Source organism: Thermococcus sp. 21S9, from assembly GCF_012027635.1.
Classification (GTDB): Archaea; Methanobacteriota_B; Thermococci; order Thermococcales; family Thermococcaceae; genus Thermococcus.
The window spans coordinates 430,220-455,197 of record NZ_SNUS01000001.1; the positions used below are offsets into that span (position 1 = coordinate 430,220).

Annotated in this window: 25 protein-coding genes and 1 tRNA gene; 8 read left to right on the plus strand and 18 right to left on the minus strand. The window is 54.5% G+C overall.

The annotated features are described in order from the left end of the window. Positions 1-27: 27 nt before the first annotated feature. From pdxS to guaB, 8 genes are all read right to left on the minus strand, one after another. Entirely contained in the window at positions 28-1,035 is a 1,008-nt protein-coding gene (pdxS, locus tag E3E28_RS02515) for a pyridoxal 5'-phosphate synthase lyase subunit PdxS (protein WP_167915138.1), read from the minus strand. A gap of 110 nt (positions 1,036-1,145) precedes the next feature. Beyond that, positions 1,146-1,982, minus strand: a complete 837-nt coding sequence (nadC, locus tag E3E28_RS02520; protein ID WP_167913899.1) for a carboxylating nicotinate-nucleotide diphosphorylase — start codon at positions 1,980-1,982, stop codon at positions 1,146-1,148. A 1-nt stretch (position 1,983) separates the two neighbouring features. Then, the gene (nadA, locus tag E3E28_RS02525; RefSeq protein WP_167913900.1) at positions 1,984-2,892 is read right to left on the minus strand and encodes a quinolinate synthase NadA; all 909 of its coding nucleotides are present in this window, start codon (positions 2,890-2,892) and stop codon (positions 1,984-1,986) included. 59 nt (positions 2,893-2,951) lie between these two features. Continuing rightward, complete coding sequence (locus E3E28_RS02530; protein WP_167913901.1) at positions 2,952-3,425, minus strand: type II toxin-antitoxin system VapC family toxin; 474 nt, start codon at positions 3,423-3,425, stop codon at positions 2,952-2,954. Continuing rightward, complete coding sequence (locus E3E28_RS02535) at positions 3,409-3,609, minus strand: antitoxin family protein (RefSeq protein WP_167913902.1); 201 nt, start codon at positions 3,607-3,609, stop codon at positions 3,409-3,411. Before E3E28_RS02535 ends, E3E28_RS02530 begins: the two co-directional genes overlap by 17 nt. A 46-nt stretch (positions 3,610-3,655) precedes the next feature. Continuing rightward, the gene (locus E3E28_RS02540; protein WP_167913903.1) at positions 3,656-5,053 is read right to left on the minus strand and encodes an L-aspartate oxidase; all 1,398 of its coding nucleotides are present in this window, start codon (positions 5,051-5,053) and stop codon (positions 3,656-3,658) included. Positions 5,054-5,124: 71 nt separating this feature from the next. Then, complete coding sequence (locus E3E28_RS02545) at positions 5,125-6,795, minus strand: DUF4932 domain-containing protein (protein WP_167913904.1); 1,671 nt, start codon at positions 6,793-6,795, stop codon at positions 5,125-5,127. Between the two features lie 138 nt (positions 6,796-6,933). After that, a complete protein-coding gene (gene guaB / locus E3E28_RS02550) occupies positions 6,934-8,391 on the minus strand; it encodes an IMP dehydrogenase (protein WP_167913905.1) in 1,458 nt (485 codons plus the stop codon). Between the two features lie 288 nt (positions 8,392-8,679). Here guaB and E3E28_RS02555 point away from each other — a divergent pair, with 288 nt between their 5' ends. From E3E28_RS02555 to E3E28_RS02565, 3 genes are all read left to right on the plus strand, one after another. Then, positions 8,680-8,961 carry a hypothetical protein gene (locus E3E28_RS02555; protein ID WP_167913906.1) on the plus strand — a complete coding sequence of 94 codons (282 nt, stop codon included), beginning with the start codon at positions 8,680-8,682 and terminating at the stop codon, positions 8,959-8,961. Between the two features lie 131 nt (positions 8,962-9,092). Then, positions 9,093-11,075: an IGHMBP2 family helicase gene (locus E3E28_RS02560; RefSeq protein ID WP_167913907.1), complete on the plus strand. Its 1,983-nt coding sequence runs from the start codon at positions 9,093-9,095 to the stop codon at positions 11,073-11,075. A gap of 3 nt (positions 11,076-11,078) precedes the next feature. Further along, positions 11,079-11,666 (plus strand): hypothetical protein, encoded by a 588-nt coding sequence (locus E3E28_RS02565; protein WP_167913908.1) that lies wholly within the window; start codon positions 11,079-11,081, stop codon positions 11,664-11,666. 13 nt (positions 11,667-11,679) lie between these two features. Here E3E28_RS02565 and E3E28_RS02570 read toward each other — a convergent pair whose 3' ends face one another. The 3 genes from E3E28_RS02570 to thsB form a co-directional block, all read right to left on the minus strand. Continuing rightward, on the minus strand, positions 11,680-12,474 hold the full coding sequence (locus E3E28_RS02570; RefSeq protein ID WP_167913909.1) for a hypothetical protein: 795 nt from the start codon (positions 12,472-12,474) through the stop codon (positions 11,680-11,682). A gap of 21 nt (positions 12,475-12,495) precedes the next feature. Further along, entirely contained in the window at positions 12,496-13,266 is a 771-nt protein-coding gene (locus E3E28_RS02575) for a hypothetical protein (RefSeq protein ID WP_167913910.1), read from the minus strand. 183 nt (positions 13,267-13,449) lie between these two features. Then, positions 13,450-15,087, minus strand: a complete 1,638-nt coding sequence (gene thsB, locus E3E28_RS02580; RefSeq protein WP_167913911.1) for a thermosome subunit beta — start codon at positions 15,085-15,087, stop codon at positions 13,450-13,452. Between the two features lie 151 nt (positions 15,088-15,238). Here thsB and E3E28_RS02585 point away from each other — a divergent pair, with 151 nt between their 5' ends. Further along, entirely contained in the window at positions 15,239-15,946 is a 708-nt protein-coding gene (locus E3E28_RS02585; RefSeq protein WP_167913912.1) for a hypothetical protein, read from the plus strand. Here the strand turns inward: E3E28_RS02585 and E3E28_RS02590 are convergent. Then, positions 15,898-16,644 carry an anaerobic ribonucleoside-triphosphate reductase activating protein gene (locus tag E3E28_RS02590; protein WP_167913913.1) on the minus strand — a complete coding sequence of 249 codons (747 nt, stop codon included), beginning with the start codon at positions 16,642-16,644 and terminating at the stop codon, positions 15,898-15,900. The two genes, E3E28_RS02585 and E3E28_RS02590, sit on opposite strands and share 49 nt — an antisense overlap. Before the next feature lie 21 nt (positions 16,645-16,665). Then, the gene (locus tag E3E28_RS02595; RefSeq protein WP_167913914.1) at positions 16,666-18,510 is read right to left on the minus strand and encodes an anaerobic ribonucleoside triphosphate reductase; all 1,845 of its coding nucleotides are present in this window, start codon (positions 18,508-18,510) and stop codon (positions 16,666-16,668) included. A 315-nt stretch (positions 18,511-18,825) separates the two neighbouring features. Between E3E28_RS02595 and E3E28_RS02600 the strand changes: the two genes are divergently transcribed. After that, positions 18,826-19,848 (plus strand): lipopolysaccharide assembly protein LapB, encoded by a 1,023-nt coding sequence (locus tag E3E28_RS02600; protein WP_167913915.1) that lies wholly within the window; start codon positions 18,826-18,828, stop codon positions 19,846-19,848. Between the two features lie 132 nt (positions 19,849-19,980). On the opposite strand, the gene E3E28_RS02605 is transcribed toward E3E28_RS02600, so the two are convergent. The 3 genes from E3E28_RS02605 to E3E28_RS02615 form a co-directional block, all read right to left on the minus strand. Continuing rightward, the gene (locus E3E28_RS02605) at positions 19,981-20,256 is read right to left on the minus strand and encodes an elongation factor 1-beta (RefSeq protein WP_167913916.1); all 276 of its coding nucleotides are present in this window, start codon (positions 20,254-20,256) and stop codon (positions 19,981-19,983) included. Positions 20,257-20,273: 17 nt separating this feature from the next. Continuing rightward, complete coding sequence (locus E3E28_RS02610; protein WP_050003902.1) at positions 20,274-20,447, minus strand: zinc finger domain-containing protein; 174 nt, start codon at positions 20,445-20,447, stop codon at positions 20,274-20,276. A 942-nt stretch (positions 20,448-21,389) separates the two neighbouring features. Beyond that, a tRNA-Arg gene (locus E3E28_RS02615) sits at positions 21,390-21,467 on the minus strand. Positions 21,468-21,558: 91 nt separating this feature from the next. Here E3E28_RS02615 and E3E28_RS02620 point away from each other — a divergent pair. The 3 genes from E3E28_RS02620 to E3E28_RS02630 are packed head-to-tail and all read left to right on the plus strand — an operon-like array spanning position 21,559 to position 23,245. After that, positions 21,559-21,924 carry a BlaI/MecI/CopY family transcriptional regulator gene (locus E3E28_RS02620; RefSeq protein WP_167915139.1) on the plus strand — a complete coding sequence of 122 codons (366 nt, stop codon included), beginning with the start codon at positions 21,559-21,561 and terminating at the stop codon, positions 21,922-21,924. Positions 21,925-21,930: 6 nt separating this feature from the next. Continuing rightward, positions 21,931-22,710, plus strand: coding sequence for a M48 family metallopeptidase (locus E3E28_RS02625; RefSeq protein WP_167913917.1), 780 nt, complete (start codon positions 21,931-21,933; stop codon positions 22,708-22,710). Position 22,711: 1 nt separating this feature from the next. Then, entirely contained in the window at positions 22,712-23,245 is a 534-nt protein-coding gene (locus tag E3E28_RS02630) for a cytidine/deoxycytidylate deaminase family protein (RefSeq protein WP_167913918.1), read from the plus strand. On the opposite strand, the gene E3E28_RS02635 is transcribed toward E3E28_RS02630, so the two are convergent. Both E3E28_RS02635 and E3E28_RS02640 read right to left on the minus strand, forming a co-directional pair. Continuing rightward, positions 23,238-23,606, minus strand: a complete 369-nt coding sequence (locus tag E3E28_RS02635) for a DUF2304 domain-containing protein (RefSeq protein WP_167915140.1) — start codon at positions 23,604-23,606, stop codon at positions 23,238-23,240. The two genes, E3E28_RS02630 and E3E28_RS02635, sit on opposite strands and share 8 nt — an antisense overlap. A gap of 5 nt (positions 23,607-23,611) precedes the next feature. After that, positions 23,612-24,934: an HAD-IA family hydrolase gene (locus E3E28_RS02640; RefSeq protein ID WP_167913919.1), complete on the minus strand. Its 1,323-nt coding sequence runs from the start codon at positions 24,932-24,934 to the stop codon at positions 23,612-23,614. Positions 24,935-24,978: the final 44 nt, after the last annotated feature.

The window sequence follows — 24,978 nt, forward strand, 5'->3', positions numbered from 1 at the left end:
ATCCCCCCAATGTGAAAAAGAGAAGAGTCAGACGCCCCTCTCCTCGAGACGAACCTCGAGCTCCTCGATGTCCTGACCGCGCATCGGCTCGCCGATTTCCTTGCTTATCTCGACGAGAACGTCCGGCTCGTCCCAGTGGTTGACGGCCTCGACAATGGCCCTGGCCATCTTCTCCGGGTTGGAGCTCTTGAAGATTCCCGAGCCGACGAAGACGCCGTCCATGCCCATCTGCATCATCAGAGCCGCGTCAGCTGGAGTTGCAACTCCGCCGGCCGCGAAGTTGACGACTGGCAACCTTCCGAGCTTCTTTATCTCGAGGAGAACCTTGTAGAGGCCGTCAACGATTTCGCGGTAGGTGTAGTGGCCGTAAACTGGCTCGTTCTCAAGAACCCTCGCCGGAAGCCCTGCTATCTCCTTGACGTTGAGGGCGAGCCTGAGGTAGGGCTCAGCGAACTTTTCGGCAACGCCGTAGACCTGCTCGTCGGTCATGGCCTGAATCTGCCGTATTCCCTCGGCGACGAGGCGGACGTGCCTGACGGCCTCGACGATGTTGCCGGTTCCTGCCTCACCCTTGGTTCTAATCATGGCCGAGCCTTCCCATATCCTCCTCACGGCCTCGCCAAGGTTCCTGGCACCGCAGACGAAGGGGACCTTGAACTCACGCTTGTCTATGTGGAAGAACGGGTCCGATGGCGTTAGAACCTCGCTCTCGTCAATCATGTCAACGCCAAGGGCTTCGAGTATCTTCGCCTCGGCGACGTGGCCGATTCTGACCTTTGCCATGACAGGAATCGTAACCGCGTCCATTATCTCCTGAATCTTCTCAATAGGCGCCATCCTCGCGACTCCGCCGGCCTTTCTAATGTCGGCCGGGACGCGGTGGAGGGCCATAACGGAAACGGCTCCGGCCTCCTCTGCAATCCTCGCCTGCTCGGCGTTGGTAACGTCCATGATAACTCCGCCCTTGACCATCTTGGCGAAGCCCCTCTTGAGCCTCTCCGTTCCCTTGGCTTCGATAACCTTCAGCTTGTCCATCCTCACCACCTCATTCAGATGAACGTTTTAGTGAATTATAAGCCTTGCCACCAGCAATGACGGATTTTCGTAAAAAATGTTCAAAAAATGGCACGAAAAGCCGAAAAGGTTCACTCAAGTTTTGACAGAACCTCAAGGCTCACGTCGAAGTTTCTGACCGAGTGGGTGAGGTAGCCGAGGCTTATGACGTCGATGTCGAGCTTTGCATACTCCTCGATGTTCTCCGGCGTTATGCCTCCGGAGACCTCAATTTTCACCCTCTCGCGCAGACCCTCGCGCTTTAAAGCCTCAATCGTCTCCGCTATCTCTTTCGGACTCATGTTGTCGAGCATCACAACGTCGGCCCCCACCCTTACCGCCCTGAGGGCGTCCTCAAGGCTCTCCACTTCAACCTCGACGACCTTGTAAACGCTGAAGGCTTTAGCGCGCCTTATTGCTTCCTCCAGCGGAACTAAAGCCAGATGGTTGTCCTTGATAAGTATCGCGTCGCTGAGGGAGAAGCGATGGGGCTCTCCACCGCCGATGAGTATCGCCTTCTTGTCTATCGGCCTGAGGAGGCTCTTCCTCGTGCCGGCTACACGGACCTTCGGGTTTACCGCTTTAACTTTCTCGACGAGGTTTCTAACCTCGGTCGCAATACCGCTCATCCTGCCCATAACGTTTAACGCTGTTCTCTCGACGAGCAGAATGGCCCTTGCGTCCCCCTCAAGCTCGAGGATTATGTCTCCTCTCCTCACTTCCTCCCCGTCGCGCTTTTTGACAGAAACCTTGACGCCAAAGTGCTCGAAGAGGGCTTTAGCTTCTTCAACGCCCGCTATAATCCCATCCTGCTTGGCCACGATTACGGCCCTGGCTTTAGTTCCCTCAGGAATCACAGCCTCGCTCGTGACGTCTCCAAAGGGGGCATCTTCCTCGATGAACTGGAGGAGGTAGTTGAGGGGCACCATATCAGCTCATCTCCAGCATCCTCTCGATGGCCTTTCTGGCCTTCTCGGCTATCTCATCTGGCACCTCTACCCGGTATTTCATGTCCCGGAGAGACTCGTAGACGCTCTGGAGCGTTATCGCCTTCATTCCAACGCAGACTGCATCTTCTCGAGCGGGATAGAACTTTATGTCCGGATAGAGCTTGCTCAAACGATATACCATCTCCCTCTCGGTGAAGACGACCCACTCACTCCATTCCGGCGCGTGCCGTATCATTCCGCCGGTGGAGACGATTATGTCGGCCTTCTCCTGAACTTCCGGCTCGCACTCGGGGTGAACCATGAGCTTTGCCTCCGGGTGAAGCTTCCTCGCGCGCTCGACGTCTTCAACGGTGAACTTCCTGTGGACGTAGCAGTGGCCGTTGGGAGGCACTGGGATTACCTTCTTCCCGGTCATCCTCGCCACGTAGCTTCCTAAGTTCTTGTCCGGGCCGAAGATAACGACGTCGGAATCGAGCTTTTCGACGATTTTGACCGCGTTGGCTGAGGTAACGGTTACGTCGGCGTAGGCCTTCGCCTCGGCGGTTGTGTTCACGTAGAGGACGACCGGCGCGTTAGGATACCTCCTCTTAGCTTCAAGTATGTGCTCAACTTTGAGCATGTTGGCCATCGCGCAGGTGGCCCTTCTCTCGGGTAGAAGGACGGTCTTTTCGGGGTTGAGGATTTTAGCGGTCTCGGCCATGAAGTCAACGCCCGCGAAGACTATGACGTCGGCGTCGGTTTTCACAGCTTTTCTCGCGAGTTCGAGGCTGTCCCCGAGGAAATCGGCTACATCCTGAACCTCGGGAAGCTGGTAGTTGTGGGCCATGATTATCGCGTTGCGCTCCTCCTTAAGCCTCTCAATCTCGGCAATCAGCCTCTCCTTGTCCATTTCACACCCCTCAGCGGGGGTAGAAGAGGGGAATTAAAAGGGTTTTTGGACACCTTTGGTTATGGGGGACTCAGGACATCCCTGAGATGTTCTTCTGTGGTCTCCCTCAGGAGCAGTGGGGTGACCCCAATGCTTTCCGCGTGTCTTGCCATCTTAACGTCATCGGTTATCAGAAGGCCACCCATTAGCTTTGCCAGTGCAATGAAATATGTATCGAATCCAGAAGCTCCGGTGAGGGACGCAACATCGAGGGCTTCCTCAAAAATCTCGTCTTCTTCAATTATCGAGTAGGAAATCGAAAGGGATTCAACAACTTGAGGAATGACGTCTCTGTGGCCGTTTCTCCTGAGCACGCTGGCAATTTCAACGAGCCCGGCTCTCGGAAGAGAGACCTCGTGATTATCGCACAGTTTAACAACGAGTTTTGCCTTTCTGTGTGTTTCCAGCTCTCTTTGATAAATATCCTCAGGCAGACCCTTCCGAGGGAGTAACAGGGCCTTTGCCAAGACACTGGTGTCAAGAATCACCCTCATCTCTACCCCTCACAGAATCAAGGGTTTCATCAACGTTCTCCTTAGCCTCAAGCTTCAGCTCCTCAATGAGCTCAGAGAACTTTTTCTCCTCGATGTAAATCACTATTCGCTTTGATGGAAGCGAGAGGGGTTTGAGGGGCTTTATAACACCGTTCTCATAAACGGCCTCAATCACCTTAGGCATTTTCTCACCATTGAAACTTCAACTTGAGAATTTAAAAGGTGAATGGTCAGAGCCTGCACTTCCCATCGAAGAAGCTCGGCCTCTCGAAGGCCTTTCTCATGACCGGAAAGTCCTCGCGGTAGTGGCTTCCCCTGCTTTCTTCCCTCGCGAGTGCGCACTCGAGAACACCCCTCGCGAGCAGTTTCAGCCTCGGGTCGGCCTCGATTCCCTCAAGCTCCCTGAGGCCCTCCCTGAGGGTTTTCGCGCTCCTGACGATTCCGGCGTGATTCCAGAGAAGCTCCCTCAGTGCATCAACGTCCCCCTGCCCGTAGGAGCGATGAGCAGGCTCCTTAACCTCCCTGCACCTCGGCCTTTCCCTCGCTATCGTCCTCGCAACTTCAAGGCCGGAAACAAGGCACTCGAGGAGGGAGTTGCTCGCCAGCCGGTTCGCCCCGTGGAAGCCGTTGCTCATGGCCTCGCCTATCGCGTAGAGGTTCCTCACGGGCGTTCTGTACCAGAGGTCAACCGCTATTCCCCCCATAGTGTAGTGGGCTATCGGAGAGACGGGGATTGGGTCCTTAGAGGGGTCTATCCCGTCCTTCCGCAGGAAGGCGTATATCTGCGGGAAGCGTTTCTTGAAGTTCGCTATTCCCGTCGCGTCGAGGAAAACTTTCTTTCCCTCCTGCATCTGGCGGTAGATTGCCCTCGCCACGATGTCCCTCGTCGCCAATTCGTTCACGAAGCGCTCTCCGTCCTCCGTTACGAGCTTAGCACCTGCTCCCCTAACGGCCTCGCTTATCAGGAAGACGCCGTTCTTTCCGATGTACCCGGTTGGGTGGAACTGGACGAACTCCAAATCGCGGGCGGGAGCGCCTTTCATTATCGCGTCGCCGATGAGAAGACCTGTGTTCTCGGGGGAGCCGGCAGTGAACTTGAAGAGTCCCGAGAATCCACCGGAAGCGATAACAGTCGCGTCGAAGCGGAGGAACTCGCCGTTAACAAAGACGCCATAGGCCTTCCCCCTCTTTATCGCGAGCTCGTCTGCATTTCCCCTGATGAAGTGAACACCCAGCTCCCTGGCGCGGAGGTAGAGGAGCCTCGTGACGTGCTTGCCGGTCTCGTTCTTGATAGTGAAAACCCTGTGGAACGAGTGCCCGCCTTCGGTCTCGCTCGCCTCGAACTTCAGGCCGAGGGAGAGCAGGAAGTCGTAGGCCTCGCTCCCCTTTGAGATTACGTTCCAAACGACCTCGCGGTCGTTGATATACTTTCCGGCCTTGATAGTGTCGAGAACGTGAGCCTCAATCGAATCGCCTTCGAGAACCGGAAACGCTATCCCAGCCTGAGCGAGGTAGGAGTTGCTCTTCCTGATTCCGGGGCCGATGAGCGTAACTTCAAAACCCCTCTTGGTGAGCGCTATGGCGGAGGTTAAGCCAGCTATTCCATCACCGACGATTCCAATTTTCATCCCACCACCAGGGAAAAGAAGAGAGGGAGGACTTAAACGGTTTTCTGATTCTCGGGAGGAACGGCCAGGACTCAGCCCATCGAGTAGAACCCAACTTCCCAATAAGTTTCCCCTCTAATCACATAGCTTTGCCATTGTATCCACTTGCTCATCTCTCTGGTTCCATAGCGGTCGAGGCCCGCAATAATGAGTACGTATTCCTTCGAGTTCCAGGGGTTCCGAATCGTCTCAACAACTCCAAAGACCCCAGAAGGAACCGGCGAGTTGGGCGGGATTACGCTTATGTTGTTCTCGGTTACCCGAAAGACCGTGAAGTTCTCCACCGCGTTCGGGTTCCTCTCCAGCACCCAGGAGCCGTTGAGGGCGAAGCGCACGGGTAGGTTTTCGTTGAGCCGGGCGGTTATGGCGTTGGCAACGGGACCGCCGATGAGTATAAGGTTGCCCCTCAAATCCTCATCGGTCAAATTCCCGTCCGCCTTGACCACGATTGAAGGGGCTCCACCGTAGAGCCTCATGTAGGTCTCCCTAAGGCGGTCGGCGAGCAGGTAAGCCGTCTCCCTGTCGTACTCGTTCCCGCTCTCGTCGGGATTCTGCGTCCCGTAAACAATGACAAGCTTTCCCAGGTAACTTGCCCTGTTCAGTACGTTGGGCTCCACAACGGGAGCAACCTTCCTGTAAAATACGCTCACGTTCCCGGGAGTTGCCCACTTACCCATGTGCCGGGCCAGAGTTGGTGCGTACCGGTAGAGGGTCTCATTGAGTTCCTCTGCCTTCCGGTACTCATCAAACAGGTTCCAGAAGGGCAGGAACATGGCCGACATTGCCTTAGCTCTAAAAAGAACGTAATCCCTTGGCACCCCACACCTCAGGGCAACGTACTCCGCAATGCTCTCGGTGAAGAGCTCGTTGAGGTACGTGTAGAAGGAACCGTAATGACCTGTGTCGTAGGTCGTGGTGGTCGGGAGTTCGTTCCTCACTTCCTGGAGGTAGTAGCTCATGTTCTCAAAGGTCCTGAAGTTCCGGTCGAGAAATTCTCGAACAAACGGATGGGTGAACTCGTGGAGTGTCGTCATGACATACGAAAGCATCGAGACGTTGTTCCTGTAGTACAGCAATCCAACGTAGTACACCGTCCCGTTCTCAAAGACGACGTGAAGATGTATGTGAAGCGAGTACGAGGCCTCAACCCTAAAGGATTCGTAGGTGTGGCCAAAGAGCCTTTCGTATTCCTCTGGGACACATTCCAGGTATCCCACCAGGGGGCGGGTTATTTTCTCATACTCGCTCCTGTGGGCGCTGTAAAAGGCCATGAAATCGCTTTTCCGGGCAAAATTAGCCAGCAGTTCCAGTTCACCAAGGTTGGTCTCGTTCGGCAGGTAACCCAGCAGGGCCAGCCTGCTACTGAATCCTATGATTCCATTATCCCTGACATAGAGTGGTAAGGAGCTGTTGAAGACTTCGCGGATGTACTTAACGGCCGGATCGTCCCGGTAAGGCGCGAAGTACGTCAAAACATCGCTGATGTAGCCTTTTGGCGCCGTTATGAAGTAGTCGCTTCCGTTGAAGGCGAGAATGTAAAGGACGGCGAAGAGCTCAAGGTTGGGGTTAACTTCAACTTTAATCCCGCACTTGTTTTGGGTCGAATTCTCACTCACCGAGAACACCTGAGGCGAGGTTCCAAGGAGGATAAGAACGACCAGCACTAAGGCCATTCCTCTGAACAGCCTCATTTTCCATCCCATCCACTATGGTTGCATCCAGATTAATATAAACGCAGATTCATATATAAAATTTCTCAACAGGGAAATAGATTCCAGAACATCAAACAATTGTAGAAAAACAAAGGACACCAGCGCGTTGCTGAATCCAGAATCCAAAAATCACTTCCCGAGCGGATAGTTCGGGGCCTCGTTTGTTATGAGTATGTCGTGCGGGTGGCTCTCCCTGACGCCGGCCTGCGTTATGATGACGAACTCGCCCTTCTCCTTCAGCTCCTCAATGTTTTTGGCGCCAACGTAGCCCATTCCCGAGCGCAGGCCACCCACGAGCTGGTAGAGAACGTCGCTAACGCTTCCCTTGTAGGGAACGACGCCCTCAACACCCTCCGGAACGAACTTCCTCGTCTTCATGTGGCCCTTCTGGTAATACCTTTCAGCCCCACCCTTCATCATCGCCCCGAGCGAGCCCATTCCGCGGTACTGCTTGTAGCGCCGTCCGTTAATGACGACCTCCTTGCCCGGCGCCTCCTTCGTCCCGGCAAGGAGAGAGCCGAGCATGACCGCGTCTGCCCCGGCCGCTATGGCCTTGACGATGTCGCCGGAGTAGCGGATTCCGCCGTCAGCTATCACGTGAAGCCCGTACTCGCTCGCTTTGTCGGCGACGAGCGCTATCGCTGTAACCTGCGGGACGCCGACGCCAGCGACGACGCGGGTGGTGCATATACTTCCGGGCCCGATTCCAACCTTGACAGCGTCGGCGAAGGTCAAATCATCGACGGCCTTCGGGTTGGCGATGTTTCCGACGATGAGGTCTGCATCAACCGCTTTCCTAATCTCCTTCATGGCCCTGATGGCCTTGAGGTTGTGAGCGTGAGCTGTATCGATGACGATGACGTCAGCCCCAGCCCTGTCGAGGGCCTTGGCCCTTTCAAGGTCAAATGGACCAACGGCCGCGGCAACCACCAAATCGCCGTTCTCGTCCCTGACGGCGTTTTTCCATTTCTTCCTCTTCGCCAAGTCGCTCATCGTGATTATACCAACGAGCTTTCCTTCAGGGTTCACAACAGGAAGCCTGTCAATCCTGTGCTCGAACATAAGGTTAAGGGCTTCCTCGGCCGTTATATCCTCAGGAACTGTTATCGGCTCATCGGTCATAACATCCTTCACGAGCTTTCCAGGCTTGACGGCTATGTCCTTCTTGCTGATTACTCCCACGACCCTTCCGTCCTCGACGACGGGCAGGCCGTCGATGTCGTTCTTCTCCATCAGGAAGAGGGCGTAGTCAATCGTCTCGTCGGGTGAAATCGAGATGACGTCCTCAACGATGAAGCGCTCAGCTCTCTTGACCTTCCTGACCTGCTCGACCTGTTCGCTTATGCTCATGTTCCTGTGGATTACCCCCAGCCCACCTTCCCGGGCCATCGCGACGGCCATCTCCCACTCCGTCACAGTGTCCATTGCGGCGCTGAGAATTGGAATATTAAGCCTTATCCTCGGCGTGATTCTCGTCGAGACGTCAACGTCCTTCGGCTCGACCTCGGTTGGCTGGGGTATGAGAAGAACGTCGTCGAAGGTGTAGCCCTTAAGGGCATTAACAAGTTTGTGTTCAAACTTCCCCATTCTTCTCGGACCTCCACGTCCTTTTTAACGTGAACCTGTCAAGGGTTTTTAAGGATTTCGAGGAGGATTGGAGTTGTACATCTGTCATATTACCCAATGAGAATATGACGTTCCAACAAAGAGGGACGCGTTTTTTCGGGAAAATCCGTCCAATGTCCAAAAACATGCCCGAAAAGCCAATATAGGACATCGCAGTCCGGTTTATGGTGATTGCCATGAAGAAGGGTTACGAAATCCAGAGGAGGGCTTCAGAGAAGGTAAGGGGGGAGGGCCAAACCCTCCGCTGAGTTGGCGTTTGGTTTTGAGGAGATACTGGAGGAAATCCTGAAGGAAGGTCTCTTCTGGGCCGCCTGGGGACGGCCTTCGGAGGTCATGCCGTTTCTGAGGGGGAAGCTTCTGGGCAACGGCCTGAACGAGAAATCAAAGAGACAGCTCGAGTGGCTCCTCGACGAGCTCGAGGAATTTTACAAGCGCGTCGCCTGCTGTGGCAGGGTCGAAGAAAAGCACGTCAGGGCAGTTAAGTCCTTCCACAGGGACATCGTCTCGGTGATAGAGACGGACGGGGCTTAGCTTTTTAACCCCTTCTCTCTACCCCTTCCGGGATGATGAGGGAAGTTTCGTCCGAGCGGTGAGGAAACTCGCATGGGCTGACCACCCTCAACCTTTTAAACGGCTCTTCTCTTCGCCCTTCGGGAAGAAAAATGAGCGAAAACGAGAAGCTTTCGAAGTTCATCGCCAGGCTTAAGGTTCTCATCGAGATGGAGCGGAAGGCCGAGATAGAGGCGATGAGAGCAGAGATGAGACGGCTCAGCGGTCGCGAGAGGGAGAAAGTTGGGAGGGCCGTTCTTGGCCTCAATGGAAAGGTAATCGGCGAGGAGCTCGGCTACTTTCTCGTCAAATACGGGCGCGAGAGGGAAATCAAGACGGAGATAAGCGTCGGCGATTTGGTTGTGATTAGCAAGAGGGACCCCCTGAAGAGCGATTTAGTCGGGACAGTCATCGAGAAGGGGAAGCGGTTCATAACGGTGGCTCTGGAAACAGTCCCGGAGTGGGCGCTGAAGAGCGTTAGGATAGACCTCTACGCCAACGACATAACCTTCAAGCGCTGGCTCGAGAACCTTGAAAACCTCCGGGAAAGCGGGAGGAAGGCTTTAGAGTTCTACCTCGGCCTGCGGGAGCCTGAGGAGGGCGAAGAGGTTAAGTTCACTCCCTTTGACAAGAGTTTGAACGCGAGCCAGAGGAGGGCAATAGCGAAGGCCCTTGGAAGCCCGGACTTCTTCCTGATTCACGGACCTTTTGGAACTGGAAAGACGAGGACACTCGTCGAGCTGATACGGCAGGAGGTGGCGAGGGGCAACAGGGTTCTGGCAACGGCAGAAAGCAACGTGGCCGTTGACAACCTCGTTGAGAGGCTTGTAGATTCCGGTCTGAAGGTCGTCCGCGTCGGACACCCGAGTAGGGTCTCAAGAGGCCTGCACGAGACGACTTTAGCCTACCTCATGACCCAGCACGAGCTTTACGGCGAGCTGAGGGAGCTTCGCGTAATCGGAGAGAACCTGAAGGAGAAGCGCGACACCTTTACCAAACCCGCTCCGAAGTACAGGCGCGGGCTGACCGACAGGCAGATTCTTCGCCTGGCTGAAAAGGGTATAGGGGCAAGAGGCGTTTCGGCAAGAGTAATCCGTGAGATGGCCCAGTGGCTGAAAATTAACCAGCAGGTGCAGAAGACCTTCGACGACGCGAGGAAGTTGGAGGAGAGAATAGCGAGGGAGATAATACGGGAAGCCGACGTCGTTCTGACGACGAACTCCTCGGCCGGGCTGGAGGTGGTTGATTACGGCTCCTATGACGTGGCGGTAATAGACGAGGCCACGCAGGCGACGATACCGAGCGTACTCATTCCGATAAACCGCGCGGGGCGCTTCGTTTTGACAGGTGACCACAAGCAGTTGCCCCCCACGATACTGAGCGAGAAGGCGAAAGAGCTGAGCAAGACCCTCTTTGAGGGCCTAATCGAGCGCTACCCAGGGAAGAGCGAGATGCTTACAGTTCAGTACAGGATGAACGAAAGGCTCATGGAGTTCCCGAGCAGGGAATTCTACGACGGTAGAATTAAAGCCGACGAGAGCGTAAGACACATAACGCTGGCAGATTTGGGGGTAAAATCGCCGGAAGATGGAGATTCATGGGCCGAAGTGCTTAAACCGGAGAACGTGCTCATCTTCATAGATACTGCCAGAAGAGAAGACCGCTTCGAGAGGCAGAGGTATGGAAGCGAGAGCCGTGAGAACCCGCTCGAGGCGAGACTCGTGAAGGAAACCGTTGAGGGTCTCTTAAGCCTCGGGGTTAAGCCTGAATGGATTGGTGTCATAACGCCCTACGATGACCAGCGCGATTTGATAAGCTCGCTTTTGCCTGAGGAAGTGGAGGTCAAGACCGTGGACGGCTATCAGGGAAGGGAGAAGGAGGTAATCATCCTCTCTTTCGTCCGCTCGAACAGGAAGGGTGAGCTGGGCTTTTTGAAGGATTTGAGGCGTTTAAACGTCTCGCTGACGAGGGCGAAGAGGAAGCTGATTCTGATAGGCGACTCCTCGACGCTGAGTTCGCACCCGACCTACAAGAGACTGGTGGAGTTTGTGGGTGAGAGGGAGACGGTGGTTGATGCCGAAAAACTGGAGGTGTGAGAGATGTTCCTCTACACCAAGAACTTCGAAGAGCAGAAGGCGAAGGCGATGGAAGGTCTGAGCAAGGCCTTGGCAGAGGACAAGGTTGACGAGGACATAATAACCCTGCTCGAGAAAATCAACGCGCTTGAGAACTACTTCACAACGAGCTCGTGCTCGGGCAGGATTTCGGTCATGGAGATGCCCCACTTCGGCGACAAGGTCAATTCCGTCTGGCTCGGCAAGTGGCACAGGGAGGTTACCGTCGAGGAAGTTCTTGAGGCGGTTGGAAGGCACTCGATCGGTCAGCTCTGGTTTCTTGTTCGGAGTCCTATCCTTCACGTCGGAGCGAGAACGCTTGATGATGCCGTTAGGCTGCTCAACCTCGCGATAGGGCTGGGCTTTAAGTATAGCAACATCAAGAGCGTGAGCCACAGGAAGCTCCTCGTCGAGATTCGCTCCACCGAAAGAATGGACGTCCCACTCGGCGCGGACGGCGAGTTGTGGGTGAGCGAGGACTACATTGAAAGAATCGTTGCCATAGCGAACGACCAGCTGAGAAGGTTCAAGGGGAAGCTGAAGAGGCTGGAAGAAGAGGTTGGAAAGCTATAAGGACGCCTTGCTCTTAATGGGAATGCATCCATATAAACGTCTTCAGCAGGGTATAGGCGATGAGGAGAACGATGGGCAGTACGAGAAGAATTCCGAGTTTTCTCTTCTTTGGATAGATTAGCATTCCCAGAAGGCAGTAAAGCGCCTCTGAACCTGAAAGCAACAGGACGTACCGATACCCGATGGGGTCTTTGCTGTAGAAGTTCAGAATCGGGCGTATCATATCAACGCGAACATCAGAGTAGTTCGCAACCAAACCCACCGCGACCAGAAATGAAAGCGAGACGAGGGAACCAATGAGAACTTCTCGGGAACCCGGGGAGGAGTCTTTTCCAACGAAACGCGCGTAGAGAAAGATTGGGAAGTCTATAAACAGCACTCCAACTGCCAGAAACAGGGGAAGGCAAAGCATAACACACATAACAGCGAGATTGATGACGTAAACAACGCCCTTCTCAAATCCCATATCCATAACGGCCGTGCCGAGGAGACCCCACAGTAGAATTACGAAAGCGACATCATTTGTCGAATCCCGTATAACCCTAATGTCCGTCTCGTCAATAACCCGGGGAAGCTCCCAAAATCCAAATTTGGAATCGTGTTCCTTCTCAAGACGCCTTTTGAGTATAAAGAGGGCTATCGCAAGCGCGATGAAGAAGGAAACGACCGCCGTTATCAGTCCGGAGATTGTAATAGTCATCTTCTGAGAAGGGACACGCGGACGAAAGTAAAACAGTCCCCACAGGGCCACCCAGATAGCCATCGGGACCAGTACAGCTTCCAGCACCAGCTTCCGTTCGGGCTTCATCTTAGACACCTCCGGCAGAATTTAAAGGTTGAAGATGCTCCAGATAACGAAGAGCATGGCCACTGCAAGTGAAAGCAGAACAAATGTGAGGATTCTTCTTCCAACCCTGCGCGAGAGGTACAACCCAAAAAAGCCGAACATAGTATTCAAAACTGAGAGAACCGATAACTTTTCAGAGTTCACAACCACGGCATTGAACATTCTCAGAACATCTTCTGGGTAGTTTTTGGTTGAAACGTAAGAGGAAACGGCCCAGATAACAGGAATCGCAAGGGTCGAGGCAAGGGACGTTTTACCGATGAACTCAAAGGCGTGCTCTGCTCTCATACTCTTGAGAAAGTACAACGGGAGGGCTACAATCCAAACTACCATCGTGGTGAAGACTGGATATATCACCACCATAAGAAAAGCCAGGCCAACAAACGCCATGATGGCAAGAAAAACATCGTGAAATCCCAGGAGAAACGTGCTGAAAATTCCCCAGAGAATGAGGTGATGGGCTATGCATTCCTGAACGTCGTACTTCAGGTACCCTGAATCCCACGGTTCCTTCCAGTGCTCCTCAAGAATCTCGTCAATTCTCTTGATGTCACTTTTCCTGTATCCATGCTTCTCTAAAATGCGGGCGAGGAAAAAGACCATTGAAGCTACCATAAGGACAAAAAGAAGGAGTGTACTAAAAATCCATTCGCGGGTTATGACGCCGAGTTTCACCCAGACAAAGCCAAACAGCATCGAGAAGAGCACTACAGGAAAAACGAAAATCTCAAAAATAATTTTTTTCCTCCTCATCGAGACCACCAATGGAGCCTGATACCGGAACTGTAGTAAGTGCGATTGGATTAAAAACTTTTTCTCATATATTAGTAAGCAAAATCTAAACAAACTCAATTGATGAGAACACCAACATACAAGAAGAGTTCCCGCGGAACTAAAAAGGGTTTTGGAAGTTAAAGGGAAGAAGAATCAAAGCCTTCAGTCGAGGTCGCTACCGAAGTCGTTGCCTCCGCCCTCGCCACCCTTGTCCTTCTCGAGCTTGCTGGCAGCGATGACGTCGTCGATTCTGAGTATCATTATGGCGGCTTCGCTGGCGCTCTTGATGGCCTGCCTAGTGACCCTGAGCGGGGCGATGACGCCCTTCTCGAGCATGTCGGCCGGCTCGCCCTCGAAGACGTCGACACCGATGGTCGGACCCTTCTCCTTGTGGGCGGCGATGACCTTGACGAGGGTCTCGACCGGGTCGAGTCCGGCGTTCTCGGCGAGGGTCCTCGGGATGACCTTGAGGGCCTCGGCGAAGGCCTCGATGGCGAGCTGCTCCTTACCGCCGACCTCCTTGGCGTACTCGTCGAGCTTGATGGCGAGCTCAATCTCCGGGGCACCGCCGGCCGGGAGTATCTTGCCGTCCTCGACGATGTCCTTGACGACCTTGACTGCGTCCTCCAAAGCTCTCTCGACCTCGTCAACGACGTGCTCGGTTCCACCGCGAATGAGTATGGTGACGGCCTTCGGGTTCTTGCAGCCTTCAACGAATATCATGTTCTCGCCGGCGACCTTCCTCTGCTCGACAAGCTCAGCCTCACCGAGGTCCTCCGGGGTGAGGTCGCGGACGTTGGTGACTATCTTGGCACCGGTGGCCTTGGCGAGCTTCTCCATATCGCTCTTCTTGACGCGCCTGACGGCCATTATGCCGTACTTGGCGAGGTAGTGCTGGGCGAGGTCGTCGATACCCTTCTGGACGAAGACGACGTTAGCGCCGACCTCCTTAATCTTGTCGACCATCTCCTTGAGCATGCGCTCCTCCTGCTCGAGGAAGGCCTGGAGCTGCTCCGGGCTGGTAATCCTTATCTCGGCGTCGGTCTCGGTTTCCTTGACCTCGAGGGCGTCGTTGATGAGGGCAATCTTGGCGTTCTCAACTCTCTTCGGCATGCCGGGGTGGACGACCTCCTTGTCGATGACGACACCCTTGATGAGCTGGGTCTCCCTAACGCTCGCTCCCTCCTTCTTCTCGAACTTGATGTTGTCGAGGTCGACCTTGTACTTGTCGCCGACTTTCTCGGCGACCTGCCTGACGGCCTCAACGGCAATCTCGGCGAGGTACTCGCGCTCCTCCTCGGCGGCCTTTCCGGTGATTGAGGTCACAGCGGCCTTCTTGAGGGTCTCAACGTCGTCCGGGCTGACCTCCTTGGCGATGCCCTCAAGAATCTCCTGGGCCTTCTCGGCGGCGAGAGCGTAACCCTTGATGATTATGCTCGGGTGAATGTTCTGATCAAGGAGCTCCTCAGCCTTCTTAAGGAGCTCGCCAGCGATGACAACGGCGGTGGTGGTTCCATCACCAGCCTCCTTGTCCTGGGTCTTCGCAACCTCAACCATCATCTTGGCAGCGGGGTGCTGGATGTCCATCTCGTCGAGTATGGTGGCACCATCGTTGGTGATGACGATGTCACCGAGGCTGTCAACGAGCATCTTGTCCATGCCCTTCGGACCGAGGGTGGTCCTTATGGTCTCAGCAACGATTCTAGCGGCGAGGATGTTAAGCCTCTGGGCGTCCCTTCCAACGTACCTCTGGGTCCCCTCAGGCAGAATAACGACCGGCTGTCCAGCGAGCTGGGCCATCTCCCCTCACCCCCTCCCTTTTTCTTTTTTTTACGGGATGAGGTTTTTTAGTAACCTTAAGTGCTTCCGCGTTATCATTCCTTTGGCCTATTTATAAAGTTTTCGGTTATGTTCGGCAACATTTATAAATCCCCCACTAAAGGGAGTAAATATGAGGAGGCTCGCCCCGATTCTGGTACTCGTTCTGCTGATGGCAGGTGTGATGAACGGGGGAGTTCAAACCTGTGACCTGGGAGGATACCTCACAGACCTAAACGGAGGCCTCGATTACGTGGCGGTCGTCACGGCCGACAACTCCACGACGTTGGTTCTCAATGAAGGAGACCACTACCTCGTGGTCGAGGAGTCAAATGAGCTAAGGGCGTGGAGTCTGTTCAACGGTACCGGAAAGAGGGTTGAGTGGAAAACGTGCTGGCAGGGTGGAGGGAACAACGGAACCCAGGAGATTTCGGGGCCCGTTGTCTTTATGGACTACCTACTGCCGGTTCTCAACGGAAGTCCACTCTACGAGAGGAAGGTTACCTGTGGGAGCCCTATTGAGGTCACGCTCGTCAGAAAACCCGGAGTTCCTCCTTACGAGAACGTCACCGTAAACGACACCGAATACGGCCCCCAAACGCTGAGAATTCCAATAAACGACTGGATTAGGGCAAATCTAACGGTCTCAGACGACAGGCTAAGGAAGGCGGTAATAGTCGCAAGGTACCCGGACTACTTCAACCTCACCGCGGGCACCGTAAGGGTTGATATAAAAATCGTGTATCGGGGAGAAAAAGATTACGAAAAGCTGAAAGCGCGGGTTCTAAAGCGCTACACGGAACTGCTGATGGCCTGTTCGGGCAAACCCTCCGCGAAGTGATTGACGTAAACCTCAATTCCGAGCCCCTCAAGCCTTTCCCTGAGTGCTTCAACCTCACCCTCTGGCCAGCAGTGTTCCGAGCACCAGCTCTCGTCCCGGGGGTTCGTTAAGGGCCTTCCTACGAGCGGGTTCAGGACGACGTAGAAGTCCGTTTCAACTCTCTTCAGACCCTCCTCTATGTACGGCCACGCGTCAAAGCCCTTTGCCACGGGAATTCTGAGTTCGAGGGGGATTCCGTGGTCCGAAACAACTTCAAGGCCCATCAGAAAGAGCCTCCAAAGCTTTTCCACGGGCTTTTCGGGGAGACCGTACAGTGCAGGAGGAGCCTTGAGGTCGGTCGCTATATGGTCCACCAGGTCAGCCTTCAGGAGCTTCTCAAGGGGTCCGACGAGGGTTAGGTTCGTGTTGAGGCTTATCGGAACACCAAGAAGCTTAACCTCCGCGAAGAGGGAGCTTAGCGCTCTCCACTGCATCAGCGGTTCGCCCCCGGTGACGTGGAAGTAGTCAATGAGAAACGCGCTCGCCTCAAGCTCGTCGAGGAGGGCTTTTCTGTCGAGGGAGAAGCAGTCGAGGCCCTCCGCTATGCGCCAGTTGTGGCAGAAGGGGCACCTCAGGTTACATCCGCAGAGCCAGAGCGTGAAGGTAACCTTCCCGTGAACGTCGACCATGCTGACGCTCTTCCACCCGCTCGTGAGCATGAAAACACCTCCAAGAAGGAATCAGGAGGAGTAGTGCCTCCTCGTCCAGAACTCCTTCTTCCTGAAGGGGTTCCAGTTCTTGAGGGGCCTGTAATAGCCGATTATTCTGCTCCACACCTCGACGTTCTCGCTTCCGCAACGCGGACAGTGGGTGTGCAGGCCGGTAGTTGAGTACCCGCAGGCGTTGCAGACGGTTATTGCGGGAGTGTAGCTCCAGTAGACGAGTTCCGTTCTCATGAGCCTCTTCGTGAGCTTTGCCAGGGCTTCGGGGTCCGGCTCTTCGCCGAGGAAGATGTGCATCATCACCCCGCCGGTGAAGCTTCTCTGAACCTTCTCCTCAATCCGTATTCTGTCGGCCAGCTCCAGAGAGCCGTAGTATGGCGCTATGCTCGTCGAGTAAATCGGGTTCTCAGGGTCGCTGAGATACTCTTTAAGCTCCGGGAACTCGCGGAGGTCCTTTATGGCGAGCTTCGCCGCGGCGCTCTCACCTGGAACTTCCTCCACGTTCCAGGGTGTTCCGGTTTCCTTCATCCACTCCCTCGCCTTTGCAGTTGCAAATTCCACCATCTCCTTCATCAGCTCGGCCGCTCTCAGCCAGTCCTTCCTCGTTCCCTCCTCCCAGAGCTTCGGCTCGTTGAGGTAAATCGCGGCCGCTTCCGGAAGACCGAGGATTCCGACGGTGTTGAAGTGACTGCTCGGAAACTCCTCGAGGTAGAGGTGAATCATGCTGTACATGTGCCGGTAGGCCGTGATAAGCCTCACGTAGCGCTCCCTGAACCAGTCCGTTGTTCTCCTCACGACCTCGAGAACCCTCTCGTATTCCTCCCAGAACCTGTCGTCGTCTCCTCCGGCCTTAAGGGCGAGCCTCGGGAGGTTTACCGTTGTCACGTTAACCGAGCCGGTGACGTCGGGCATCGCCCATAGCCCGCCGAAGCGCCCCCTTTCAAGCCTCTCCAGCGCTTCCTCCTCGGCGCTCTTTCCTGAGACTCCGAAGGCAAAGGCCATCTCTGTCTTGTCGATGGCAATCCTGCAGCACATTGCGTAGCTCGCGTCCGGGTCAACGACGTTTGTGTTCAGCCAGTAGAAGCTCCCGCGCTTCGACGCCGTTCCAAAGACCGCCTCAAATACCTCGGGGTCGTCCCAGAGCATTTTGGCAGTGACCATCAGCGTCGGAATCGGAAAGGTGAAGGGCTGGCCGAGCGCGTCCCCCTCGCGGAGAACCTCCGTCAGAGCTATGAAGAACTCTTTGGCTTCCCTCTCGTACTCGCCGAGCGGTTCGACTTTCTCTCCAGCGTAAACCGCGTGGTCGCCCTCGAGCATCTTTTTGGGAGCGTCGAGCGTTACGGTGAAGTTGGTGAAGGGAGTCTGCATTCCAACCCTGCTCGGATAGTTGAGGTTGTAAACCAGCCTCTGAATCTGTTGCCTGATTTTACGCCTGTCCAAGTCCTCTTTCCTTACGAAGGGCCCCGCGTACCACTCGACCGAGCTCAAAGCCTGGGCACCGCTGAAGTAGTGCTGCATCGTTATGAGGTAGTTCGCTATGTGGTCGACGTAGGTGTCGAAGTGCCTAGCCGGCCGGGAAACAATCGTAGGCGTCTTGAGGCCCTTTTCGAGGAGTCTCGCGGTGCTGTGGCCTGTGCAGTAGGGGATGTAGAGGCTGTATGGGAGTTTGTGGATGTAAATGTCTCCAGAGAAGTGCGCGTCCCGACCCTCCTTCGGGACGAGCGAGATGCTCTCTTTCAATGCCTCCTCCATCACGTAGGCGAAGAAACCTGTCGGACCGGGGTAGCGGTTCGCATTCTCAAGAACGTCCAGACTGCTCCAGCCAGCGTACTCCTGAATGATGTCTCGCTTTACAGTCTCCATACCGACCACCTGGATAAATTGTCCAAGTCTGTGAGAGCCGTTAAGTCCCTATAACGGTTCCCGTTGGATACGTGGACGTATTGACCGATGACTTGCGAAACTTGTGGACAAACGGCAACTGGATAAAAAATCCAGAGAAGAACGACGAACAAGATGACGGAAACAGTTATCTATCTAAACAAATTCGACGACGAATCGTCGCTTGTTCAAAAGATTATTGACAATTTTAGCGAAATTCCTCCAAGTTCTAGATTCCCGTATTGAGATACCATACGTTTTTAACCCGTTCTGCCAACCGGAGGGCGGTGATGTGAAATGAACATCAAGGAAGAGTGGGAAAGGGCTTTGAGCGAGAGGGACTGCGAGAAACTGCTCGAGCTCTTTGACGATTACATCGACTCGATAGAGACCGAGGAGGAGCTCAGGGAAGAGCTCAAGAGGCTTGGAGAAGTTGCCGTTCAGTGCGACGACCCCTACGACCTGCTCCACGAGATTGGGCACGTTTACGCTCACCTTGACGACGTCGAGAGCGCGATAGAGCTCTACAAGCGGGTCGTTGAGAGGAAGAAGGACGACCCGGAGGAGTACGCGACGGCGCTCTACTACCTTGCCGATGCCTACGAGCACTTCGGAATGCCAAAGAAGGCGATAGAAACTTACCAGAAACTCCTCGAGCACGAGGAGAACGTCCTGAAGAACGACAAGGAAATAGCGCTGACATTGGCGAACCTCGCGGTAAACTACGACGAGCTCGGCGAGACCGAGAAGGCCATAGAGCTCATGGAGCGTGCGAGAGAGATATTCGAGCGCATAAACGACGAAAAGAACAGGCTCATAAGCCTGCTCGACTTGGCCCATTTCCACTACGAACTCGGGGACTACGATACAGCGGAGGCGCTGATTAAGGAAGTCTTAAGGAACCCGCGCGACGACGAGATTGAGATAAACGCCAAGCTTGTCGAGGCCGAGATTCACGCGGGTAGAGAAGACTACGATAAGGCCTTCAAGGCCCTCCGCGAGGCCCTGCTCAAGGCAATCAACGTGAGCGATGATATATTCGGCGTCGTCTTCGACACACTGGTCGACTTCATCGAGGGGCTGTTCAATGAGGGGGAATACGACACGATAGCGAAGAACATGGAAGCCTTTGCCGGGCTCTTCGAGGACGATACGGCTTACTTCTTCAGAGCTATTGGAGAGCTGGCGCGCTGGCGCGCCGGGGACGAGGAAGCAAAGAAGCGCTTCGACGAGCTTTACGCGAAGGTGGAAAACGAGGAGCTCCGCTCGATACTCGACGAGTGGAAGAGGCCGAAGCTGAGTTTGAGTTTGGGGCTTTGAGCCCCCTGTTCTTCTCTAAATCTTCCGTTGCATACGAGTTCAGAATCCATAGAATCTGATTTGAGATGTTATGTTTGGTACACCAATAGAAGGGCAAGAATGTTTAAGAAGCAGATGGAGAGGGCAAAGCCCTCAAATCCTCGAAACGGTCTCGACCTCGGCACTCTCGACGTTCTCGACGTTCCTAAAGGCCTCGAGAACCTGGTCGAGGTCATAGCCCTCCTCGTCCTTAGCGAGGACGTAGAACTTGAGGGCGACGAGACCGAACGCTATGGGCTCGCGCTCGACCTTGGCGAGGCCGAACTTCCCAGGAAGAGCCTCCTTAAGCTTGGCCTCGAGCTCGTCGAGGTTTACTTCAGGGTCGGTCGGCATGACCTTAACAACCGCAACCATATTGTAGTCGCTCATCTTCTTCACCTCCTAATTCACGGCCCCTCCCATCCGCACTTGGGGCACTTGTAGGGAACGCTGAGGACCCTGCAGGATTCGCAACGCCAGATTATCGCCTCCCCACAGTTCGGGCAGACGAAATGAGTGGCGTGCTCCCTTGGGGTTATCTCCTTTCCGCATGAGGTGCATACGGGTATCTCGAACTTCATCTCCACTGCGAACACCTCCAAGAAAGGTGGTTTTTAAATCTCTGGTGAGCGTTGCCCGGCCGATTTATAAGCTTTTCCCCCGGGCAAGACTCACAACGGCCTTTGAGAAAGCTTCGCCAAAAGCAACCCTTCTCACTTAGGCAAAAAGTCAGTCGTGCACTAACCAAGTACAACTTTGAAGGGGTTTAACACATTAAACAGACATTTTCACACAGTTTCACATTTTTTATCGGCGCCCTTCGGGCGCCTTCTCCAAGTGAAACACTCAAAGATGGAGCAAATCCAGTAGAAACCCCCTTCAAAACTTGCACTCTTAAAAAAGGCACCTCTTTTCCGTCAGCGCTTGCGAAGGAAGCTTTTGAGAAAGGCTTCACCAAAGAAACTTTGCCAAGCAAAAGTTTCATCAAAGTTTGTGATTCTTTTAGCTGGAGCTCCGTTGAGAGTGTTTGCGCTTTTAACGGCTTTTGCAGGTTGTGAATTCTCCGGATTTTGATAGCTCTCTCACATGGGTTTACTTTTTCTCGCGCTCCAGAGGAGCGCTTCTTAGAGAAACCCTCTCTGCTGGCTCCTTTTGGAGAGAATTCCTTTTAGAATGCCACCTTTTGAGGATGCAAACTTCTTAGGATTGCGTTCTTAGAGAAAAATCACGAACCTTGGTCAAACTTCGCGCAGGCGAACAAGCTTTAAGAAAGCTTGACCAAACAAGTGCCCTTCCCCCCCAAAGAGCAAGAAGTCAGTCGTGCACTCTCGAATTGGGAAATTCAACACGAGTTTAGCATTAAAGGAGCCTCTTGAACTAGTTTCAACTCATTTTTGGCGTCCTTCGGACGCCTTCTCAGAGTGAAACACTCACCAAAGAGCAAATCAAAAGAAACTCCCCACAATTGTTGAATTTCAAAAAGGCACATCCTCTTCCGCCAGCGCTTGCGAAGCAAGGGCTGATGGCGGGCCGGGCGGGATTTGAACCCGCGACCTTCGGCTCCGGAGGCCGACGCTCTATCCAGGCTAAGCCACCGGCCCACCCCGGAGTAAATACCGGCAGGGGCTTAAAAATCTTAACCCGGGATAAAGCTTTTTAGAGTTCATGAGAAGAGTAAAATAGGTGAACGTCATGGAGCCCCACGAATTCAAGCTCACCGAGGAGGGCATCAAGGCCGTTCTCCCGCCCCTCGAGGCCGAGATAATGGAACACATGTGGAAGGTTCGCGTGGCAACGGCCGGCCAGGTTTACGAGCACATGAAACAGAAACACCCCGAGATAAGGCGCTCCACGATAAGCATCCTGATGAACCGCCTCTGCGAGAAAGGGCTCCTTCAGAGAAGCGTTGAGAAAGGCAGGGGTGGTATGAGGTACGTCTACTCAATAACGACAACGAGAGAGGAGTTCGAGCAGAAGGTCGTCCAGAGCATCCTCGACGCTCTGATGACGAATTTCAGGGAAGCAACCTACGCATACCTGTCAAGGATAAAGAAGTGATGGGCGATGCTCTACGTTATAATCGCCCTCGAGGTTCTCCTCGTTCTTGAAGCCTTCGGAGACCTCGGGGTTGCAATGGCCGGCGGAGCAATGGCATTCCTGGGAGCCCTCTACATCTGGGCAACGAGACACAAGTTTGGCGAGAACCTGATTCCCCTTGAGAGGGAAGAGATGCCCTGGCTCTACGACGGCATAGCCGAACTCGCGAGAAAAGCCAACGTCCCAATGCCCAAGGTCTATCTGCTCGACGACTACATACCCAACGCATACTCCTTCGGCAATACGATAGTCCTCTCTCTGGGTCTCTTTGAAGTCCTCGACGAGGATGAGATAATCGCCGTCGCCGCCCACGAACTCGGTCACATAAAGAACCGCGACACCAGATGGTTCCCGCTGGTAACCTACGGCAGGTGCCTAATGATAACGACAACCCTCATACTCCTCCTCGCCGGCAGTGTTCCAGTAAAGGGAGCATCAGTAGTGCTCTACGTCGCATACGAGCTCGCAAGAAGCGACTTCATGAAGAAGAGGGAGTTCCTTGCGGACGAGACCGCGCTGAGGTTGCTCGCGATACCGATGAGCCTCAAGAAAGCCCTGGAGGAACTCAAATACTACGAGGACCTGAGAATGAACGTCAAGGTCAACGCGGTTCCGAGCATCGAGCCGGGCATAGAGAGGGAAAAGCGCTTCGCGTTCTTCACCGAAACCCACCCAAGTTACGAGGAGAGGATATTCAGGATAACCGTTGAGATGAACAATCTGATGAGAATGAAGCAGGTGCAGTGATATGACAGTCGAGATTTTCCTTGACAGGGAGAAAGCCGAGAGGATACGGGCCATCAGACCCACTAAGGACGAGTATTTCATGCTGATAGCGAAGCTCGTCTCGCTCAGGGCGACCTGTCCTAGGCTTAGGGTTGGAGCCGTCGCGGTAAAGGACGGCTACATCCTTGCCACCGGCTACAACGGCGCGCCGAGGGGAATGGACCACTGCATAGACGTTGGCTGTCTCATAGTTGACGGCCACTGCCACAGGGCGGTTCACGCGGAGCAGAATGTCATAGCGATGGCCGCTAGGAAGGGGATAAGCCTCGAAGGGGCAACGCTTTACGTCACGCACTTCCCCTGCGACACCTGCTTCAAGCTCGTCATAAACGCGGGAATCAAGGAGATAGTCTACGAGGAGATGTACCCCAACGAGGCCACCGAGGTACTGCTAAAGGAGGCGCAGGAGAAGGGGATAGTGAAGATAAGGCAGTTCAAACTGCCGAAGGAGCGCGTTAGAGCGTTCCTCGAGGAGCTCTTTGGGGAGTTCATTTGAGCTTTTTCTCAATCTCTTCCAGCCTTCTGTTCATTTCCTCAAGTTCTATGGCCACCTTCCTCGTCAGCTCGGTTATCTCGCGCTCGGTCTTGTCCACCGCGAGGTAGACCTTGAAGATTATCAGGTACGCGACCCCGATGGCCACGACGAAGAGTGCATCGAGTCCCCTGCCGAGGCCGAGCAGGTTTTTAACCTCGTTCGCAACCTTAATCGGGAATATCGCAACAAGGAGCAGGCCGATGAGGATAACCTCCCAGAACAGGAAGTCCCCCCACTCCAAATCCCCACGCCTGTACTTGCCGATGACGTAGAGCACGAGGGCAAGCACGATTGCGAGTGTAATCATCTGAACGACGTACATTCCCATCACCTCAGCTTGTCGAAGAGAAGATTGAGCGCTATCTTAACGCCCTCCAAAACGTTGGTTCCTTTCCTCATCGAGTACTCGGTGTAGACGGCCTTAATTGGAACCTCTACGATTCTACATCCGTTCTTAGATGCCTCGATTATAATCTCGCTCGACACGGCGTAGCGGTCGCAGGTTATCCTTATCTTCTTCACGCAGTCTCCACTGAGGCACCTCAGCCCGCTCTGGCTGTCGCTGACGTACTTCCGGGCAAAAACAGCGGTCACCGCATCGAGGACGAAGTTGCCGAACTTCTTCACGAAGGGCATCTCGCTCGTGTCTCCCTTAAGCCTCGAGCCGACGGCGAAGTCCGCCCTCCCCTCAGCGACCGGCTTCATTACGCGGAGCGCGTCACTGAGGAGATGCTGGCCGTCGGCGTCAAAGGTCAGGACGAGCTTCGCGTTCCTCCTGACGGCGTAGGCGAAGCCAGTTCCGAGGGCACCGCCGAGTCCCCTGTTGACGAGGTGCGTTAAAACGTGAACGCCGTAGGAACGTGCTATCTCCTTCGTTCTATCCCTGGAGCCGTCGTTCACGACGATTATCTCGTCCCGCCTGAAGTAGCGGAGGAGATCCTCAATGACCGCGCCGATTGTCTTTTCCTCATTGTAGGCCGGAACGACGACGTAGCTCGAGAACAGCCTTTCGAAGAGCTCCTTAAGGTGAAGGAGGTTCTCAACCTCGAAGTTGGGCTCGGCCTTCACCTGGAAGCTCATCCTGCCCGCGTCGTGGCCGGTGACGAGGACGCTGAGTGCGCCGAGCTCCCTGGCAGGTATGATGTCGTAGCCGTGGTCTCCAACGACAACCGCTTTCTCCGGCGGGACGTTGAGCTCCTTAAGGAGTCTCTTAAGCTGGCCGGGGTTGGGCTTCAGTTCCTCCGGAGGAACGTCGTCCCGCGTTGAGATTAGGTCGAAGTAGTCTTTGAGGCCGTGAAGCTCAAGGGCCTTCATCGTGGCCTTCCGGGAACTTCTCGTCATCAGGGCGAGCTTTATTCCCCTGCTCCTGAGGAAGTCAAGGAGCTCCAGAGCACCATCAAAGACGAAGCTCTCGTTCATTCTCTCGGTTTCGAGCTCGACGAGAATCGAGTAGAGCTCCTCGAAGGGCCCCCCCGTCTTTTTGGAGAGCTCGATAAGGCCCTCGTACATCGGCGTAAGGTCGCCTATGAGCTCCTCTGGGATTCCGAGGGAGATTGGCCCCTCCCTGAGCTCGGACTTTATCTCGCTGAAGGGTTTTTCCGCACCAACGAGGGTTCCATCGAGGTCGAAAAGGACCGCCCTGATGTCCATGCTACCACCGAAGGGTTTATTTTCGCTCCCGCGTAGGGAAGCCG